This is a genomic window from Pseudomonas sp. gcc21 (genome assembly GCF_012844345.1).
Classification (GTDB): Bacteria; Pseudomonadota; Gammaproteobacteria; order Pseudomonadales; family Pseudomonadaceae; genus Halopseudomonas.
In genome coordinates, this window is sequence record NZ_CP051625.1 from 971,243 (window position 1) to 988,764 (window position 17,522).

The following is a 17,522-nucleotide window of genomic DNA, read 5'->3' on the forward strand; positions in this document are numbered from 1 at the left end:
TGACCCTCCATAGCCTTGCCGTCGGCTTCCAATCACCGAACGGCAACAGACCCTAATATTCCAGCGAATAACTCAGCGCAACCGTGCGGCCTTCGGCGGGAATGGCCGACAAACTGCCATAGGTCGCCTCGGCCTCCTGGCTATAGACCGAGCGATAATCGCGGTCGAACAGGTTGTAAATGCCCAGCTCCAGTGTTCCTTCTGCCAACTCGGCATAGGTGAGCAGATCGGTCACGGCGTAGCCGTCGATCTGTGCGGCCGGTGTCGGACGCACATTGGCATCAAAGCTGGCGCGCAGCGAATCCTCGTAGGCATCGTCGGTTCCGCGAATGGCCAACATCTGCAACCGCGCACCATATCCATTGCGGTCCCAGGCGCCATAAATTGTGGCTTTCAGCGGTGATACGCGGAAGCTGTTCATATCACGCCAGGTGCCGCTGCTGTCCTTGAACTGGCCGCGGGTGTAGGCGAGGCTGCCGCCGAGTGACCACTGCGGTGCAACTTGATAGGCGAGGCGGGTCTCGGCTCCGTAAACGCGCTCATCGGTGTCGGCAACGCTCACGCTGAAATCGCGCTGGAACTGCACCACCTTGTCGGAGCGGTTATAGAACGCCGTGACCGAAGCATCCATACGTGCGCCATCGTGTCGCCAGCCCGTTTCAACGCTGTTCACCTTGATCGGCTCGACATTGTCGGAAGAGACCGTAAATCCTGGCGTCACGTCGCGCAGCACGCGCTGCATATCCGGCAGACTGAAGCCCTGGGAGAAATTCACGAATAATTGCTGCTGGTCGTCGAGATCATAAACCAGGCCGACATTGAACAGCGTTGCGTTGTGTCTCACCGAGCCTGAGGCGACCGCACCCGGTGCATAACCCAGCCCGAAATCGCTGCCCAGGTCCGCGAGAAGGGCTTCAGCCGTGGGGGTGAACGCGTCGCTTTCGCTGCGGATGCGTTCGTGGCGAACCCCGGCCTGCAAGCTCAACGCCTCGGTCAGTGGCGTGCGGGTCTGCAAGAACGCGCCCAGCTTGTCGATCTCGACATCGGGCCCGTATGCATATTGGCTCCCGGTAAAGTCGTGCACCAGCCCGTTACTTGTCATGAAGGTCGCAAGATCGAAGCTATCGGCATTCTGGTTGTTCTGCTCCTGCTCGTAATCCACGCCATAGACCAGTTCGGTGGTCCGCCCGCCGACGTCCAGGCCCGACTGCAGTGCCAGCCGGAGCCCGGTGACTTCAACCTCGGACTCCGATTGCAACACTGCAATGGCGCTGCCCTGAATGCGTTCAGCCAGTGCGGCGCGCTCCGCCGGCGTGACGGGCAATGCCATCAATGCCGGCAATGCATTACTTACCGAGAAGGGCGTAGCGAAGGGATAAAAGCGGCTACGTTCCTTGCGGTAATAGGCTTCGGCAGTGAGTTGCTGGCCGAGTACATCCTCGTCCTGGTAAGTGGCGCTGAAGCGGTTGCGTCGGGTGCGCGGCTGGTCATCCAGAACCAGGCCGTCCACAGCGTCCAGTGAGGGCTGAAAGCCCGGAACCAACAATGCCGCCAGACCTGGACCATAATCGGGACCGTAGTCGGTATCCTGCTCGTCATCATAATGCTGGGCACTGAGCGTCAGTTGGCGGGCCTCGCCGAGTTGAATATTCAGCCGGCCGTTGAGGTCCAGCGTGCGGGTATCTTCCCGGCTGGTTTGCGCTGGCTCCGGGGCGATCCGATCACCGCTGGCGTCCAGCCGCGCGCCGCGCTCCGTTGCGTTGATACCGAAGAATCCGTCCACTGACTCCCGCGCGAAAGCGACGCTTTGCCCCAGCTCGTAGGTCAGTGAATCGCCGTCGAGCTCACCGCCCGCCACACCGATCCGCGAACGAAAAGCCAGGGGCTCGCCCTGGCTCTGTTTGGTTACGATATTGATGATTCCGCCCGTTGCGCCCGCACCGTATAGCGCTGTGGCCCCACTGAGCACCTCGATATGCTCGATCGAGTCAGGGCTGATGCTGTTCAGTTGGCGTGCGACATCACGCGACCCTGTCTGCGGAACGCCGTCGATAAGTACCTGTACCTGCCGGCCACGCATGGTTTGTCCGTAATTACTGGCGGTGCCGCTGCTGGCACCGAGTGAAGGAATCAAAAAGCCCACCACATCCGCCAGCTTGGTGCCGGCGGCGCTCTGTTGTTGAATTTCAGCAGCCTCGATCCGCTGCACGCTTCCGGCTATCTGCGCAACGGTGCCCGGCATACGTGTAGTGGAAACAGTCGTGGCGGGCAATGCCAACGCTGACTCGTGCTGTTCGGCGGCTTCCACGCAGGCGATTGCCAGACAGGAAAGAGAGAGTGTGAGCGCGCACGTACGTGGCATCGGAAAGCCTCCAGACGATGAGATGAATTTGAAATATGTCTTGTTGACAGGACGTTTTATAACCTCTACGTTAGCCGTTATCAACAGCAAATGATAATAGTTCGTATTTGATGGCACGGTAGTGGCGGGTGATTTTTCCCGGAAGCAGTTCAGCTTGTGTCGCGCTAAAGCGGCTTTTTGCAATGCGAAACAGCCGCTCAAACAGACAGACGGGACGAACATGAAGGCAGACGAAAGCTTGCCCGCCGGCGCCGAGCAGCTGGTACTCAGTGGTGAGAACAGCTCGATAGCGCAATACCGTGCGGTCATGCAGCAGGCGGTCGATGAGGCATGCCAGTGGCTGGGGCGTCGGCAGATGTATTCAGGCTGTAGCGTTGAACACCTCGCCGGGCAGGTTTCAGCAGATTTCACAGGTTCCGGCGCTGGCAACTGTCGCGCCCTTCAGCACGCGGCCGATCTGTTTCTGGCCAACGCCGTCGCGCCGCATCATCCCTGGTGTGCAGCGCACCTGCACTGTCCAACGCTGACCATCAGCCATGCCGCAGAAGTGCTGATTAACGCAGCCAACCAGAGTCTTGATTCCTGGGATCAGGGCCCGTCTGCGACAATGATGGAACTCAAGCTCATCGAATGGCTGCGCAGTCGTGTCGGTTACCCTCCAGGCGATGCGGGTATTTTTACCAGCGGCGGTACGCAGAGCAATCTGATGGGGTTGCTGTTGGCGCGGGATCGCCTGGTGCAGGCTGTATGGGGGCGCTCGGTACGCGAGCAGGGGCTCCCGCCGGACGCACATCGAATCAAAATCCTCTGTTCAGAGGCGGCGCACTTTTCCATTGGCAAGAACATGGCGCTGCTCGGGCTGGGCTGGGCATCGGTCGTGGCTGTGCGAACCACCGAAACCGGCCAGATCGACACGGTCGAGCTGGAGCGCGCCATCAATGGTTTGCTTGGCGCTGGCGACCACATTGCCGCTATCGTCGGAACCGCAGGGACTACGGACGCCGGTGCTATCGATCCCTTGCCGGCGCTGGCTGATCTGGCCGCGCGGTTTGATATCTGGCTGCATGTGGACGCGGCATGGGGCGGGGCGTTACTGCTGTCTGCACGCTACCGCCATTGGCTGGCCGGACTGGAACGGGCTGATTCCATCACCATCGACTTTCACAAGCACTTTCTGCAGCCGATCAGCTGTGGGGCTTTTTTGCTCAGGGATGACGACCACTTCAGGTTCATCCATTGTCAGGCCGAATATCTGAACTCTGAAAGCGACGAAGAACAGGGCATTCCCAATCTGGTAGGTCGCTCGCTACAAACGACCCGCCGCGCGGATGTATTGAAGCTCTGGATGAGTCTCGATGCATTGGGTACCGAGTGCTTTGGCGCGCTGATTGAACATGCCATACAACTGGCCAGCGAGACGGCGCAACGCATTCGTGGAATGCCGGATCTGGAGTTGCTATGTGAGCCACAACTTTCCAGCGTGTTGTTCCGCTTTGCCAGCCCGAACCTGGAGCGGGCGCGGCTGGATGAGCTGAACCGGAACCTTGCCGACTCGCTGTTCAATGCAGGCAAGGCAAATATCGGCGTAACCAGTCTGGGCGGCAAGGTATGCCTGAAGCTGACGCTGCTGAATCCGCTGTGCATCCTGGAGGATATCGATGCGCTGCTGAAAATGATCACCACCCAGGCGCATGCCGGGCTCGCCAGTAGCCTGGAGGCTTCGGCATGAATGCGGTAGCGGTTGCCAACCGCATCGCCCTGCAACAGCTGATCAATGCCTACCTGCAGGAAACCGGGCGAGGCTGCCTGATTCCGGTCGACGAGCAGACCCGTGCCCAGCTGGCGCTCAGTGGGAAGCACACGCTGTTATGGCTGTGTCTGGAGCCATTCAGCATCACCGTGGCAGTGCCGCTGGAGTACGCCAGTAGCGTCGGCCGCCATCGATTCGCTTCGCTGCCGTGCATCTGGCGCGACTACCAATGGCGTCAGGCCAGCCCGGTTACGCTGGCCGCGCTGGTTCTCGAAGATGTCGTGCACAACGCCGAGAACAACCTGGACGCGTCGGGATTGCTCGAACGTTGGGTACAGAGCCGTGATGCGCTGGCCGTATTTCTCAAGCATCGTACCGAGCGGCTGGATGAGCTGACGCAGCTGCAACAAAGCTTCAAGCAGTCGGAACAGGCGTTGCTGCTCGGGCATAACATGCATCCTGCGTCGAAAAGCCGTCAGGGCTTCATGCATGACGAATTTCTGCGCTATTCGCCTGAAACCCAAGGCGAATTCGCGCTGCATTTCTGGTTGGTGCATCCCGATATTCTGGCCGAAGGGCACGCGGAAGAAGGCGATATCAGCTCTCTGCTATGTAAAAGCTTGCTGCAGGCGGATGCAGTACCCGCATCCGCCTTGCAAACCATGGCGGAGTATCCGCAATGGAAACTACTTCCCCTGCATCCCTGGCAGGCGCGCTTTCTGATGGGCCAACCGTTATGGCGTCAACTCACCGCCGCCAGCCAGGCGATCAGCCTGGGCGCATTCGGCTGGACCATGCACCCGACTACCTCGGTGCGCACGCTCGTCAGCGATGCACCCTGGATGTTCAAGCCCTCGCTATCGGTCGCCATCACCAACTCAGTGCGCATCAACCTGGCGCATGAATGCCTGCGCGGAGAGATCAGCTGCCGCCTCTGGCGCAGTGCATTCGGCGTCGTTTTGAAAGAAGAGTTTCCGACCCTGGCAGCTCTGAACGACCCGGGTTGGCTGGGTATCAAGCTCAACGGGCAGCTCGTCAGCGAGTCCATCTGCATCCTGCGGGAAAACCCCTTTACCGCTTACCAGCAGATTACCTGCATGGCCTCGCTGTGCCAGGATCATCCGCTCACCGGACGAGGTCGGCTGCATAGCATCCTGAGTGCGCTGGTACAGCGGACTGCACAACCGGCCGAGCTGGTTGCCATGCGCTGGTTGGAGCGCTTTCTGGATATTGCCGTTGGGCCCTTGCTGACGTTGTATGCCCGCTACGGCATGGCGTTCGAAGCGCACCAACAGAATACTTTGCTTGAGCTGGACGACCTGTGGCCGGGGCGGTTCTGGCTCCGCGACAACCAGGGCTTTTACTACATTCGCGAGCGGGCCGGGCGCGTTCTTGCGCAGTTTCCCGAACTGGGCATGCAGGCCGATTCGGTGGGCCCGGAATCCTTTGTCGAGGAGCGTTTCATCTATTACTTCTTCGGCAACACGCTGTTCGGTCTGATCGGCGCCCTGGGCGGGACCGGTCTGGTTGACGAAGGCCGTTTACTCTACCGGTTGCGAGAATTTCTGCATGCGCACCGGCAGCTCAACCCCGGCCTGATACAGGCCTTACTGAGCCACGACACCTTGCCATTCAAGGGCAACCTGTTGACGCGGCTGCATGGGCTCGACGAGCTGGTGGCGCCGCTGGACAGGCAGTCCGTGTATGTGCAGGTTCGCAACCCCTTGCGTGAAACCCGAACGGAGGTAGCCAGTGCTTGATTTCATTGGGATAGGTATCGGCCCGTTCAATCTGAGCCTGGCGGCATTGCTGGAAGACACTGATTCACTTGATTATCTGCTGTTCGAGCAGCAGCCGGAGTTTGCCTGGCACGCCGGCATGCTATTGCCGAACACCACCTTGCAGGTGCCTTTCATGGCCGATCTGGTCACCATGGTCGAGCCTACCAACCGGTTCAGTTTCCTTAACTACCTCAAACAGCAGGACCGGCTCTACCGGTTTTATTTTCTTGAAAACATGCATATCCCCCGACGCGAATACAATCACTATTGCCGGTGGGCGAGCAAGCAGATCGAGAGATTGAGGTTTGCCAGCAGAGTCGTGGCGATTCATGCGTTGCCCATGGGTTTTGAGGTCCAGGTGATGAACCGCGGCGAGCTTGAACATTTCCAGTGTCGTGACCTGGTACTGGGCACCGGAACGGCGCCGGCGTTGCCCCAATGCCTGCAGGCGCTGGCCGCCGCGCACCCGGATCGTTGTTTCCACTCCAGCCAATTTCACCCGCGCATGCATGAACACCAGCAGGGGGATGTCAGCATAGTCGGCTCCGGCCAGTCGGCTGCTGAAGCTTTTCAATACCTGTTCGAGCGTCAGCTAGATCCCTATGAAGATCCACGGTTTCGATTGAACTGGCTAACCCGCTCGCCGGGATTCTTTCCCATGGAGTATTCGCCGCTGGGTCTGGAACATTTTTCACCTGACTACACCCGACATTTTTTCAGCTTGCCCCAAGGCAGGAAAGACCAACTTCTGGCCAATCAGGGCTTGCTCTACAAGGGCATCGATTTTGAGACCATCCGGTCAATCTATGAAGATCTTTACCACCGCACCGTCGGGGGCGCCCAGAGCCACGTCGCCCTGTCCGCGCACAGCGAACTGCTGTCAGCCCGGTTTGATGGAGGTCGCATCATCATGGAGTTCAAACAACTCGATCAGCACCGCGAATTTACCTTGAGCACCGATTATCTGGTGGCCGCCACTGGCTATCGTCACGCGTTGCCCGGATGTGTCGAGGGCCTGCAGTCCTGTCTTGAGCTCGACCAGCACGGCAGGCTGATTATCGACGAGCATTACCAGGCGCTGCATTCGGCGAACGGCCGGCTGTTTCTACAGAACGCCGAACTACACACCCACGGTGTCGGCGCGCCCGATCTTGGATTGGGCGCGCACCGCGCGGCGATCATAGCCAATCAATTGCTGGGGTATGAACGCTTCCAGCTGGGTCGGGCAGACTGCTTCCAGCGTTTTGGCGCGCCTGCCACCAGCCGCAGCAGCTGCGCCACTGTTTCATCCATCCAGGCCAGGGGAATCTAGATCGTGGAATATGCACAACTACAAATCGGCTACGAGGACTGGCGCGGGGCAGGGCAGCGCCTGATCGAAATGCTGATTGCCGAGTTCAGCTATGAAGAAATCATCGAGCCCCAAAAGCTGACCGATGGCACCTATCTATTGAGGCTTGGTGAGCTGGTCTGCCACTTCCGCGCCCGGCGTTATCAACTCGGGCATTGGCTGGTGGAACCGGGGTCAGCGCGGGTGCAGGGACATAACGAGCCGGCCTCGGACTTGAACGCGTTCATCCTTGCCATTGGCGCGCATGTGAATGTCCAGCCGTTCACGTTGACGCATCTGGTGCGCGAATTGAACAATACCCGGCTGGCCGAAGCGCATCTGCTGGCAAGCGCGCAATTGCCCAGTGATCAGATAATCGAGCTGTCTGCCAGCGAGGTTGAGGGCGTGATGCGCGGCCATCCCTGGATTGTGATGAGCAAGGGGCGGGTCGGATTTGGTTACGAGGATTACCTGACCTACGCTCCCGAGCGGCGGACCTCGCTCGCGCTGCCCTGGGTTGCGGTGCACCGGGATCTGGCGCAGTTCAACAGCACCAGCGAGTGGAGCCAGACGCGGCTTTATCAGTCAGAGCTGGATGAGCAAACCCTCAGTCGTTTTTTCGCTCAAGTGGCTGAAACGGGGGTTGATCCGGATGAGTTTTTCCTACTGCCGGTACACCCCTGGCAATGGCATGACTGGATTCTGCCATCCTACGCTGGGGACATTGCAGCGCAGCGCATTATTCTGCTTGGCAGTACGGGTGAGCGTCATTTGCCGATGCAATCGATACGGACATTCAGCAATGCTTCGCGGCCGGCAGGGCATTACATAAAGCTGTCGTTGAGCATCCTTAATACAGCCGTTTACCGCGGCCTGCCTAATGACCGTAACAAGGCAGCGCCGGCTGTGACTGCCTGGTTGCAGGAGATGCTGGCCAGTGACCATTATCTGCGTGAAAGCGGCCTGGTTCTGCTCGGCGAAGTCGCTACCGTTACCGTTAGCCAGCCGGCATTTGACGCAATCGAAGGCGCGCCGTACCAGTTCCGTGAGCTGTTTGGCTGCCTGTGGCGTGAAAGTGTCGAGCCCCGTCTGCAAAGCGGCGAACAGGCAATTACCCAGGCCGCCCTGGTGCACCGCGATGGCAAGGGTCGATCGGTATTGGAGGTATTGATATCCCGCTCCGGGTTATCACCTCAAGCCTGGCTGAGCGCTTATTTTCACGTTTGCGTTCCGCCTTTATTGCACTGGCTCTATCGCTACGGAGTGGCTTTTTCCGCCCACGGCGAGAACAGCCTGTTGGTTCATGAAGGCGGCGTACCGAAGAAGATGGTGCTGAAGGATTTCGTCGATGACGTCTGCCTGGTAGAGGAAGCCTTTCCCGAACTGCAGACACTTCCGCCTGAAGCCAGTGTGCTGAACCGGCTGCCGGCAGCGGAACTGGCGCATTTCGTATTCAGCGGATTGTTTGTCGTTCACTACCGCTTTATCTGCGCTATTTTCACGACGGACTTCGGCAAAGACGAGGTGGCTTTCTGGCAGCTGCTGGCTGATGTGGTTGATGAATTTCATCGAGCCCATCCGCAGCTGCAAGAACGCATACAGCGGTTTGCCTTGCAGCGTCCGGCCTTCGAAAAGGTCTGCCTGAACCGTGTGCGGTTGTTCTCCCGCGGGTATGCCGACGCAGCCGAGCGGCCAGAGCCGGTGGTACTGAACATGATGCCCAACCCGATCAACCGGGACGTATTGAAACGCTGGAGTCTTCCGGCCCGCACAGGAAAAACTGCCCATGCTTGATACCCGCTCTTCGCAGCTTCCGGACCAGTATCAGCTGGACGATTATCAGCACACCTGCATAGGGCTGCGTCAGGTTCGCTACCCTGAGGATATGCCGCTGTTGTACCGCTGGATGCACGCCGGACACGTCGTTCCGCAGTGGCAGCTGAACAAGCCGATGACCGAGCTGAATGTGCATTTCGAAAAGATGCTCGCCGATGATCATCAGCGGCTGTATCTGATCAGTGTGGACGGACAATGGGTGGGCTACGCGGAAATTTACGAAGCGGCCCGCGATCGGCTTGCCCGTTATTATCCCGCTGAGGTTGACGATTTCGGCTGGCATCTGCTGATAGGTGAGCTCTCGGCATTCGGCAAGGGCCACTTACGGCCGATCGTTCGCATGCTGTCGCACTTCATCTTCGAGTACAGCCCGGCGCGCAGGATCGTTGGCGAGCCGGACCATAGCGTTAAAGCCTACGAAGTGGTCGCCGAAGCGCTGTGCTATGAATCCCAGGGGCTGATTCATATGCCGGAAAAAACAGCCATGCTGTATTTTTGCGAGCGCGCCCGGTTTCTAGCGACCTATCCGCGGGAAGCAAGCGCGCTTGGCGTGCAAGTGGGAGCAGAACGCTGATGCCCGTGGTCCAGAGTGGCTGGCCGGTCGTGCGCATCCGCTTTGATGGAAACATCAGTACAGAGCAATTCAACGACTGGTTGAATGAAATGAGCAACATGCTGGCGCGCGAGCAATCCTTCACCGTCATTGCGTCCTCATCCGAGCAGGTTCAGTTGCCCGAAGGATATCGGCAGCTGCAGGCCGTCTGGTTCAAAGCCAGCAAAGCCGCACTGCTGGCGCACTGCAAAGGGCTGGCGCGCATCGCTGGCTCGCCGGACGAGCTGAACAGGCTGGATTCTGCATCAATGCACAAGGCCTGGCCGTTCGCTTATTTCGTGACCATGGACGAGCGAGAGGCGCTGAACTGGGCAACGCAGCGTCTCGCGTTATGTAATGCGTAATACTGCAAACATGGCGTTTCCCGGCCTGGCGCTGACCACCATCACGGTGCTGTATCTGGCGCATTCGTTGCCGCTGTACTTTTTCAACGTTGCGGTGCCGGCGATATTGCGTGAGCAATCAGTTGATCTGCGCTGGATAGGTATGCTGTCGCTGTTGTTTCTGCCCTGGGCGTTAAAGTTTCTCTGGGCACCCTATGTCGACCGCTTCTACGTTCCGCGACTGGGCAAGCGGCGTACCTGGATAGTCTTTACGCAGCTCGCCGTGCTGGCAGGTTTTCTACTGCTGGCTTCGGTGGGTACTGGCGCAGGCATTCTGACGTTTGTGCTGATCGCACTGGCAATATCGACACTGGCTGCTACGCAGGATATCGCGATAGATGGCTATGCAATCGAAGCGGTAGCGCGCAGTCAGCACAGTTTTTCCAGCAGCGCGCAAAGTGTCGGCGTTGCGCTCGGCAGCATGATGGGCGGCGCCGGAAGCCTTTGGCTGTATGAGCGCTACGGTTGGACGACCGCTGTGTTGGGCGTGGCGGCATTGATTGGCTTCACCATGCTGGCGGTACTGAAGATGCGTGAAGGCCCGGCGCCCACGCTGGCTGCTCGCCTGGACCGGCCAAGCTGGGCGCGCGTGTTGGCTCGTCCGGACATTCGCCGTCTGCTGCTGGTAATACTGGTGTTCAGGACGGTGGAGGCGCCGGCAATGGCCATGCTTAATCCAATGCTGGTGGATACGGGATGGTCCCTGACGCACATCGGTTTACTGTTTTCCGTATTCGGCGCCGGGGTAGGAGTACTGGCTGCGATCAGCGCCGGCTGGCTGGTGCGGCGTAACGGTGCGGTTTATTGGCTGCTGGTGTGCGGTTGGCTGAGAAGCGTCATGTATGGACTGATAGCCGCCATGCTATTGCTGGGAGCGGTGACTGACGGGCTGTTGGCCTTCGGCGTGCTGGGTATTCTGGCTATCCGTTATCTGACGATGACGGCCCTGTACGCGCATTTCATGGCGCAATGCTCGGAGAATCAGACCGCAACGGATTTCACCGTGCTGGTGTGTTTTGAATTGCTGATCTACTTTCTTGGCGCATCCCTGTCAGGCTTTCTGGCTGAGCCGTTGGGTTATGGCTGGTTCTTTGCGCTGCTGGGCGCGGCGTCCGTGGTGAGCGTGATATTGACCGCCCAACTGATGAAAACATCGCAATCCGTCGGCGAGCCAAATCTGGAGCGGGCAATATGAAAACGCCCCGACAGAGCGGGGCGTATTCGGTACATCAGAAGCGGTAGGTTACTTGAGTGCTCAGGCCATGAGCTGTATTGCGGAACTCGGCGCTGTAGTCGTCGTAGTTGACCTCTGATTTGTCTTCGCGGAGATAGGCGTAGGCAAAATCCACAGTCAGATCGTCAGTAGCGTTCCAGCCGGCACCCAGGGACAGAATCTTGCGATCACCCACCGGGATGCGGACAGTACGGTCAGCGTCGGTAGTGGGGGATTCATCCAGCGCGAAACCGGTACGCAGCACCCACTGCGGATTCAGCTGGTAGGCAGCGCCGAAAGCGAAGGACCAGGTGTCGTTCCAGGTGAGCTGTTCGTCAATCGAAGTGAAGGCTCCAGCGAACGGCCCGGTGACGCCTCGGTTATCGACCACGATTTCTTGCAGCTGACTCCACCGCGTCCAGGTAGTCCCTGCGTGCAGAGTCCATTGATCGTCAAGCTGGTAAGTAACAGATGTATCGACCGATTCGGGGGATGTGAAGTCCAGCTTGGCATCGTAACTACCATTGATTCCAACGGGTGCGGGCGCACCGGTAATACGGGTGCGTCCTTCCAGTTCATAGTCGACTTTCGAGTGGTAAGTCAGGCCCCAAGCAAGCTTGTCGGTGACATCAACCAACACGCCGGCATTGAAACCGTAGCCAACATCGTCGCCCTTGATATTCACTTCAAGTTCACCGACTGGCGTCAAAGGATTGCTGGTCAGCTTGCCGTCGATCTTGTTGATCGTCGGACCGAAACCCACCGATACCCGGTCGGTGATCTGATAACTCAGGGTCGGCTGCAGGGTGACGACCTGTACCTTGCTGTACAGACCGTGGTTACGCGCGGCAAAACCGTCTTCATAGTCGCTGATCACACCGAAGGGCGCGTACATGCCCAGACCAAAATGCATCTTCTCGTTCAGCGGCCGTACGTAGTAACCGAAGGGGATGGCTGCCAGCGGGACCATGTCACCGTCGTTTGTGCCGCGTCCGTTGTCTCCGCCACTGATGTCAGTGCTGGCGTCGATTACCGCGAAGCCACCGCTGACTTCGGCACGGTCCAGTTTGGACATGCCGGCTGGGTTGCCGAACACGGTGCTGGCATCGATGGCTGATGAGGAACGACCAGCGAAACCAGTGCCCATGCTGCTGGCGCTCTGTTCGTTGATGGTCAGGCCATTGGCGAGACTGTGGCTGGAAACGGTGGCGATCGCCACAGCGAGGGTAGTTTTGAACCAGGCAGACTTTTTCATCCGATACTCCGGGATAAATGAAGGCGCGGAAATTACCAAGGTTTTTATCGATTAGCCATAGAGGTCATGAAATTAATGGCGAACGTGCAGCCAATGGCAGGAATCATGCTGCTTCTAGCGCGGATATGACCGGAGAGTCATGCGCTAGATGCCGCCGCTGCGAGCTTGCCGCAGGTGACGCCAGTGGCCCAGTCGGGTGTGCATGTCGGCGAGGGTCACAATGCCCTGGGCGCGGGCTTTACTCAGCAAAATCAGTGTTATTTCGGCGGTTATCATCGCATCCGCCGCCGCGTTGTGGCGCTGGCTGTTGTTCAGTCCGAAATAGGCTGCCCAGTCATCCAGTGAGGCGCGGTTGAGTTCAGCTTCGGGACAGACCATCGGCGCCAGCTCGGCGATATCGACAAACTTGTGCCGCAGCTTGTGCCCCAGATCCAGACGCAGGCCGCGGGATAGCATTCGGTAATCGAAGGGCGCGTGGTAGGCGAGGAAAACACACTCGCCTGCGAATTCCATGAAATCCAGCAAGGTCGTGGCCGCTGCGCCGCCTTGCTCAATGGCGCTGGGCGAAATGCCGTGGATCAGCACGGTCTCGGTCACCTGGTGGTTGGGACGAAATACAGTCCGTTCAAACTGTTCCCCAAAATGGATGGCGCCCTGTTCAATGGCGACCGCGCCGATGGATAGTATCAGGTCCCGGTGCACGTTCAGTCCGCTGGTCTCCAGGTCAAGTACTACCAGGCGGGTGTCCTGCAAGGGCGTGTCATCGAAGGGCTGCGCGGGGGGCAGGGCGGCGCGGCGTTCCTGCTGCTCTTCCGTCAGCTTGGGTGCGCGCAGTCTTGGCAGCCAGGCCAGCGCACTCATAGCTGATACCTCAGCGCCAGGCTGGATTGCAGACGTTTGGCCTGGCGAAAGGATTCACGCAGGATGCGGCGGTCCAGGTGATTCAGCGTGTCGGGGTCAACTCGGTTACTGAAGGGTTCACCTGCCCGGGCCTGCTTCTGGTGCTGCTGCATACGTGTCAATTGAATGAAGTGATAAGCCTCTTCATAGGCTCCGGCATCCAGCGGTTCGATCACGCCGGCATCACACAGCTGGCGGAATCGTTCGAGCGTATTGCATTCGCTGATGCCATTGGCAAGTGCCAACAGCCGGGCGCCGTCCACAAAGGGCGTTAAACCCTGCGTTTTGAGATCAAGCGTGTCTTTTTCTGCGCCGCTACGTGCCAGTACGAAGTCGCGAAACCGACCAATCGGAGGGCGGAACATCAGCGCGTTCTGGGCCATGCGGTTCTGGAACAGGGTGTTGCTTGCGACCTTGTCCAGCACTGCCTCGAACAGTCTGTGCGCGCCGGACGCATCACCCCAGATCACTCGGAAGTCGAAGTAGATCGATGAGGAAAGCAGGTTTTCCGGTGTGGTGGTGCGAATGAACCGGTCGAAACGCTCGGCCCATTCTGTACGCGACAGACACAGCTCGGGGTTGTTGGCCATGATGTTGCCCTTGCACAGCGTGAAGCCGCATCGGGCGAGGACATGGTTGATACGATCCGCCAGAGGTAGCAGCTGCGTACGAAACTGTTCGGCCTGAGCCGGAGAGTCGGCTTCGAACAGAATGCCGTTGTCCTGATCGGTATGCAGCGTCTGCTCGCTCCGGCCCTCGCTGCCAAAGACCAGCCAGGTGAAGGGTACAGCCGGATCGCCATGCTGTTCGATGCACAACTCGATCACCCGACACACGGTGTGGTCGTTGAGCAGCGTGATAATCCGTGTAATTTGGGTAGAGGACGCACCGTGCGCCAGCATGCTTTCAGCCAGGCGCCGAATATCCTCCCGCATGGCTACCAATGCGTCCACGTCAGGGGCCTGACGAATGGTGCGTGCCAGATGCACCAGGTCGACACGTTGCAGGGAGAACAGGTCACGCTCGGAAAGAACACCTACCAGCTCGTCGTCCCGGACCACGCAGACATGAGCAATATGACGGCTGGTCATCGCGATCGCGGCATCGAATGCAGTGTGGGACGGCGATAGATGAAAAGGCGAGGCGGTCATGACTTCGCTGATGGCGGCGTCGAGCCCGACACCGCCGTCAGCGACCATGGCGCGCAGGTCGCGAAGCGTGAAGATGCCCAGCGGACGCGTTCCTGGATCGGTAATGATGATGCTGCCGACGCTGGCCTCATGCATGCGCTTTACCGCCTCGCGTACCGGCGTATCGGGCTGGCAGGTGACAGGCGCCCGGGTTGCCAGTACATCCAGTCTGGTCTCCAGCGAATACTGCTCGCCCAGCTGTTCGGCCGCTTGGGTCTGCGCCTGCTGGTTGACCTGGTCGAGCAGGCTGCTCACGCCACGCAGCGCAAAGTCGCGGAACACGGTTGATAGCTTGAACAGTTTGACGAAGTGAACACGCGGCAGGGTCAGGCAAAAACAGTCTTCGCTGGCGATATGCTCTGTGCGGGTGGCACGTTCGCCGACCAGTGCTGCCAGCGGGAAGCATTCACCCACGCCGATCTCGAACGTGGTGTCAGGCGTTGGCTGGCCGGGGACCAATCGTTCCCCGCGAATCAGGCCCTGTTTGACGACGTAGAAGTCCTGCACCACGCCTTGCTGCGGGCGGATAATCGACTCGCCTTTGGCATAGAAGCGCAGCTGGCAGTGCTCGACCATCCAGGCGAGATGGCTGGCTTCCATGGCGTTGAATGGCGGGTAGCTCTGCAGGAAGGCCATGGTGCCATGCACGTTCTGCATGACCGCCGTTTTGCCCGCCTGCGAAAAGGCTTCTTCTTTTGTCATCGACATGGCCTGTCATGGTTGTTCTGCGAGTCTGCCGCGGGGGCCGGCGGGCTCCCATCCGACCTAAGTCTAGGTCTACCTAAGTAGGCACCGACATAAGTCTAGTTCCCTTTCGGGGGCTGAGGTCTAGTCTTGGACCCATAAGAAAGAGGACGCCCCCATGACCCAAACCCATACCTATCAGCACGACTATCAGCAATCGATCACTCAGCCGGAAATCTTCTGGGCCGAACAGGCCGGCAAACTGGCGTGGCATACCCAGCCAACGAACATCGTCAGCCAGGATGAAGACGGCCAGCATCAGTGGTTTGCCGACGGCAAGCTCAATACCGCCTGGTTGGCACTGGACGCTCACGTCCAGGCGGGGCGGGGCAGCCAGACGGCGATTATCTACGATTCGCCGGTGACCGGCTGCAAACAGCAGATCACCTATGACGGCCTGACCGCCAAGGTGGCGCGTTGCGCTGGCATGCTCAAGGAATTGGGGGTCGGCAAAGGTGATCGCGTGGTGATCTATATGCCCATGATTCCCGAAGCCGTCATCGCCATGCTCGGCTGCGCGCGCCTGGGAGCGGTCCACTGCGTTGTATTCGGCGGTTTCGCTCCGCACGAGCTTGCGGTCCGGATTGACGACGCCAAGGCAGATATTCTGTTGACCGCATCCTGTGGCATCGAAACCGACAGGCTGATCGATTACAAGCCGCTGGTGGACGCTGCAATCAATGAGGCCGCTCACCCGGTTCGCCACTGTGTCGTGTTTCAGCGTCCACAGTGCCCGTCTACCCTGCAACCCGGTCGTGATATCGACTGGAAACAGGCCATGGACTGCGCACACCCGGTCGATGCCGTTCCGGTGAATTCAACTGATCCGCTGTATGTGCTCTATACCTCCGGCACGACCGGCAAGCCCAAGGGTGTGGTGCGCGATCACGGTGGGCATGCGGTGGCGCTGCGCTATAGCATGCAGGCGGTTTACGGCGCGCAGACTGGCGACGTGTTCTGGGCTGCGTCGGATGTGGGCTGGGTCGTCGGGCATTCATACATCGTCTACGGTCCGCTGCTGGCTGGTTGCACCACGGTGCTGTACGAAGGCAAACCGGTCCGCACCCCGGACGCCGGCTCCTTCTGGCGGGTCTGCGAGGAATACGGCGTCAAGACGCTTTTCGCCGCGCCGACTGCATTCCGTGCCATCCGCAAGGAAGATCCCGATGCCGAGCTGGCGCGACAGTACGATCTGAGCCGGCTTGAGCGGTTGTTCCTCGCCGGGGAAAGGCTTGATCCGCCGACCTGGGACTGGCTGCAGGCGCATTTCGGTATCCCGGTAATCGACCACTGGTGGCAAACGGAAACCGGCTGGGCGATCGCAGCCAACCCTGCAGGGTACGAGATTCAGGAGGCCAAGCCCGGTTCGGCCACCTGGCCGATGCCAGGTTATCAGCTCGAGATTCTGGATGACGAGGGCCTGGCTCTCGAATCCGGCACGCAGGGTAATATCTGCTTGAAGCTGCCCTTGCCGCCGGGTTGTCTCACAGGGATATGGGGCAATCCCGAGCGCTACCGCGCCGGATACCTTGAGAAATTCCCCGGCTACTATCAGTCCGGTGATGCCGGATATATCGACCGCGATGGCTACGTCTTCGTCATGGGTCGTACGGACGACATCATCAATGTCGCAGGTCACAGGCTGTCCACCGGCGAAATGGAGGAAGTGGTTGGCTCGCATTCAGCGGTAGCAGAATGCGCGGTGATCGGAGTGGCTGACGAGATCAAGGGCGAACTGCCGCTGGGGTTGGTGGTGCTGAAGAACGGTGTAGATATTTCCGAGCAGGAACTCAGCGCCGAGCTGCGTACCTTGATCCGGCTGGATATCGGCGCGCTCGCGTGTTTTCAGGGTGCGCTGATCGTGCCACGTCTGCCCAAGACCCGCTCCGGCAAGATTCTGCGCCGACTCATGCGGCAAATGGCCAACGGCGAAGCGTACAGCATCCCGTCGACCATTGATGATCCGGGCTGTCTGGAGGAGTTGGCCGCCAAACTGACCGGTGGCAGACTCGCCGCGGCAAGCTAGCGCGTCTATTCAGGGACTTTTACTGCGCACCCGAGCACAAATCCGGTCATCGACGCTTCATTTCCCTTACCGGTTCAGTTTGCTATTGTGGCTGCCAGTGAATAACGGAGCGGGCGCTGCTCGCTCTGCCCCTCGGTCT

General features: G+C 59.3%; 12 protein-coding genes. 8 read left to right on the plus strand and 4 right to left on the minus strand.

Going from position 1 to position 17,522, the window contains the following annotated elements; translation table 11 throughout:
• Positions 1–52: 52 nt before the first annotated feature.
• Positions 53–2,362, minus strand: coding sequence for a TonB-dependent receptor (locus HG264_RS04635; RefSeq protein WP_169406559.1), 2,310 nt, complete (start codon positions 2,360–2,362; stop codon positions 53–55).
• A gap of 220 nt (positions 2,363–2,582) precedes the next feature.
• On the opposite strand from HG264_RS04635, the gene HG264_RS04640 reads away from it, so the two are divergent.
• From HG264_RS04640 to HG264_RS04670, 7 genes are read left to right on the plus strand one after another with little or no spacing between them, the layout of a single operon-like run.
• Positions 2,583–4,091, plus strand: coding sequence for an aspartate aminotransferase family protein (locus tag HG264_RS04640; protein ID WP_169406560.1), 1,509 nt, complete (start codon positions 2,583–2,585; stop codon positions 4,089–4,091).
• The gene (locus HG264_RS04645) at positions 4,088–5,872 is read left to right on the plus strand and encodes an IucA/IucC family siderophore biosynthesis protein (RefSeq protein ID WP_169406561.1); all 1,785 of its coding nucleotides are present in this window, start codon (positions 4,088–4,090) and stop codon (positions 5,870–5,872) included. The genes HG264_RS04640 and HG264_RS04645 overlap by 4 nt, the downstream gene beginning before the upstream one ends.
• Positions 5,865–7,205 carry a lysine N(6)-hydroxylase/L-ornithine N(5)-oxygenase family protein gene (locus tag HG264_RS04650; RefSeq protein WP_169406562.1) on the plus strand — a complete coding sequence of 447 codons (1,341 nt, stop codon included), beginning with the start codon at positions 5,865–5,867 and terminating at the stop codon, positions 7,203–7,205. The genes HG264_RS04645 and HG264_RS04650 overlap by 8 nt, the downstream gene beginning before the upstream one ends.
• Positions 7,206–7,208: 3 nt before the next feature.
• On the plus strand, positions 7,209–9,017 hold the full coding sequence (locus HG264_RS04655; protein ID WP_169406563.1) for an IucA/IucC family siderophore biosynthesis protein: 1,809 nt from the start codon (positions 7,209–7,211) through the stop codon (positions 9,015–9,017).
• On the plus strand, positions 9,010–9,633 hold the full coding sequence (locus HG264_RS04660) for a GNAT family N-acetyltransferase (RefSeq protein WP_169406564.1): 624 nt from the start codon (positions 9,010–9,012) through the stop codon (positions 9,631–9,633). Before HG264_RS04655 ends, HG264_RS04660 begins: the two co-directional genes overlap by 8 nt.
• Positions 9,633–10,016, plus strand: coding sequence for a hypothetical protein (locus HG264_RS04665; RefSeq protein WP_169406565.1), 384 nt, complete (start codon positions 9,633–9,635; stop codon positions 10,014–10,016). Before HG264_RS04660 ends, HG264_RS04665 begins: the two co-directional genes overlap by 1 nt.
• Positions 10,009–11,250 carry an MFS transporter gene (locus HG264_RS04670; protein ID WP_169406566.1) on the plus strand — a complete coding sequence of 414 codons (1,242 nt, stop codon included), beginning with the start codon at positions 10,009–10,011 and terminating at the stop codon, positions 11,248–11,250. Before HG264_RS04665 ends, HG264_RS04670 begins: the two co-directional genes overlap by 8 nt.
• Positions 11,251–11,284: 34 nt before the next feature.
• Here the strand turns inward: HG264_RS04670 and HG264_RS04675 are convergent, their stop codons facing one another.
• The 3 genes from HG264_RS04675 to HG264_RS04685 form a co-directional block, all read right to left on the minus strand.
• On the minus strand, positions 11,285–12,523 hold the full coding sequence (locus HG264_RS04675) for an OmpP1/FadL family transporter (protein ID WP_169406567.1): 1,239 nt from the start codon (positions 12,521–12,523) through the stop codon (positions 11,285–11,287).
• Between the two features lie 144 nt (positions 12,524–12,667).
• The gene (locus HG264_RS04680; RefSeq protein ID WP_169406568.1) at positions 12,668–13,384 is read right to left on the minus strand and encodes a PolC-type DNA polymerase III; all 717 of its coding nucleotides are present in this window, start codon (positions 13,382–13,384) and stop codon (positions 12,668–12,670) included.
• Positions 13,381–15,315, minus strand: a complete 1,935-nt coding sequence (locus tag HG264_RS04685; RefSeq protein WP_169409007.1) for a putative nucleotidyltransferase substrate binding domain-containing protein — start codon at positions 15,313–15,315, stop codon at positions 13,381–13,383. Before HG264_RS04685 ends, HG264_RS04680 begins: the two co-directional genes overlap by 4 nt.
• A 160-nt stretch (positions 15,316–15,475) precedes the next feature.
• Between HG264_RS04685 and HG264_RS04690 the strand changes: the two genes are divergently transcribed.
• On the plus strand, positions 15,476–17,383 hold the full coding sequence (locus HG264_RS04690) for a propionyl-CoA synthetase (protein WP_169406569.1): 1,908 nt from the start codon (positions 15,476–15,478) through the stop codon (positions 17,381–17,383).
• Positions 17,384–17,522: the final 139 nt, after the last annotated feature.

Coding starts and splice junctions, on each gene's coding strand:
- HG264_RS04635 (WP_169406559.1), bottom strand. CDS start 2,362: ATGCCACGTACGTGCGCGCTCACACTCTCTCTTTCCTGTCTGGCAATC.
- HG264_RS04640 (WP_169406560.1), top strand. CDS start 2,583: ATGAAGGCAGACGAAAGCTTGCCCGCCGGCGCCGAGCAGCTGGTACTC.
- HG264_RS04645 (WP_169406561.1), top strand. CDS start 4,088: ATGAATGCGGTAGCGGTTGCCAACCGCATCGCCCTGCAACAGCTGATC.
- HG264_RS04660 (WP_169406564.1), top strand. CDS start 9,010: ATGCTTGATACCCGCTCTTCGCAGCTTCCGGACCAGTATCAGCTGGAC.
- HG264_RS04665 (WP_169406565.1), top strand. CDS start 9,633: ATGCCCGTGGTCCAGAGTGGCTGGCCGGTCGTGCGCATCCGCTTTGAT.
- HG264_RS04670 (WP_169406566.1), top strand. CDS start 10,009: ATGCGTAATACTGCAAACATGGCGTTTCCCGGCCTGGCGCTGACCACC.
- HG264_RS04675 (WP_169406567.1), bottom strand. CDS start 12,523: ATGAAAAAGTCTGCCTGGTTCAAAACTACCCTCGCTGTGGCGATCGCC.
- HG264_RS04680 (WP_169406568.1), bottom strand. CDS start 13,384: ATGAGTGCGCTGGCCTGGCTGCCAAGACTGCGCGCACCCAAGCTGACG.
- HG264_RS04685 (WP_169409007.1), bottom strand. CDS start 15,315: ATGACAAAAGAAGAAGCCTTTTCGCAGGCGGGCAAAACGGCGGTCATG.
- HG264_RS04690 (WP_169406569.1), top strand. CDS start 15,476: ATGACCCAAACCCATACCTATCAGCACGACTATCAGCAATCGATCACT.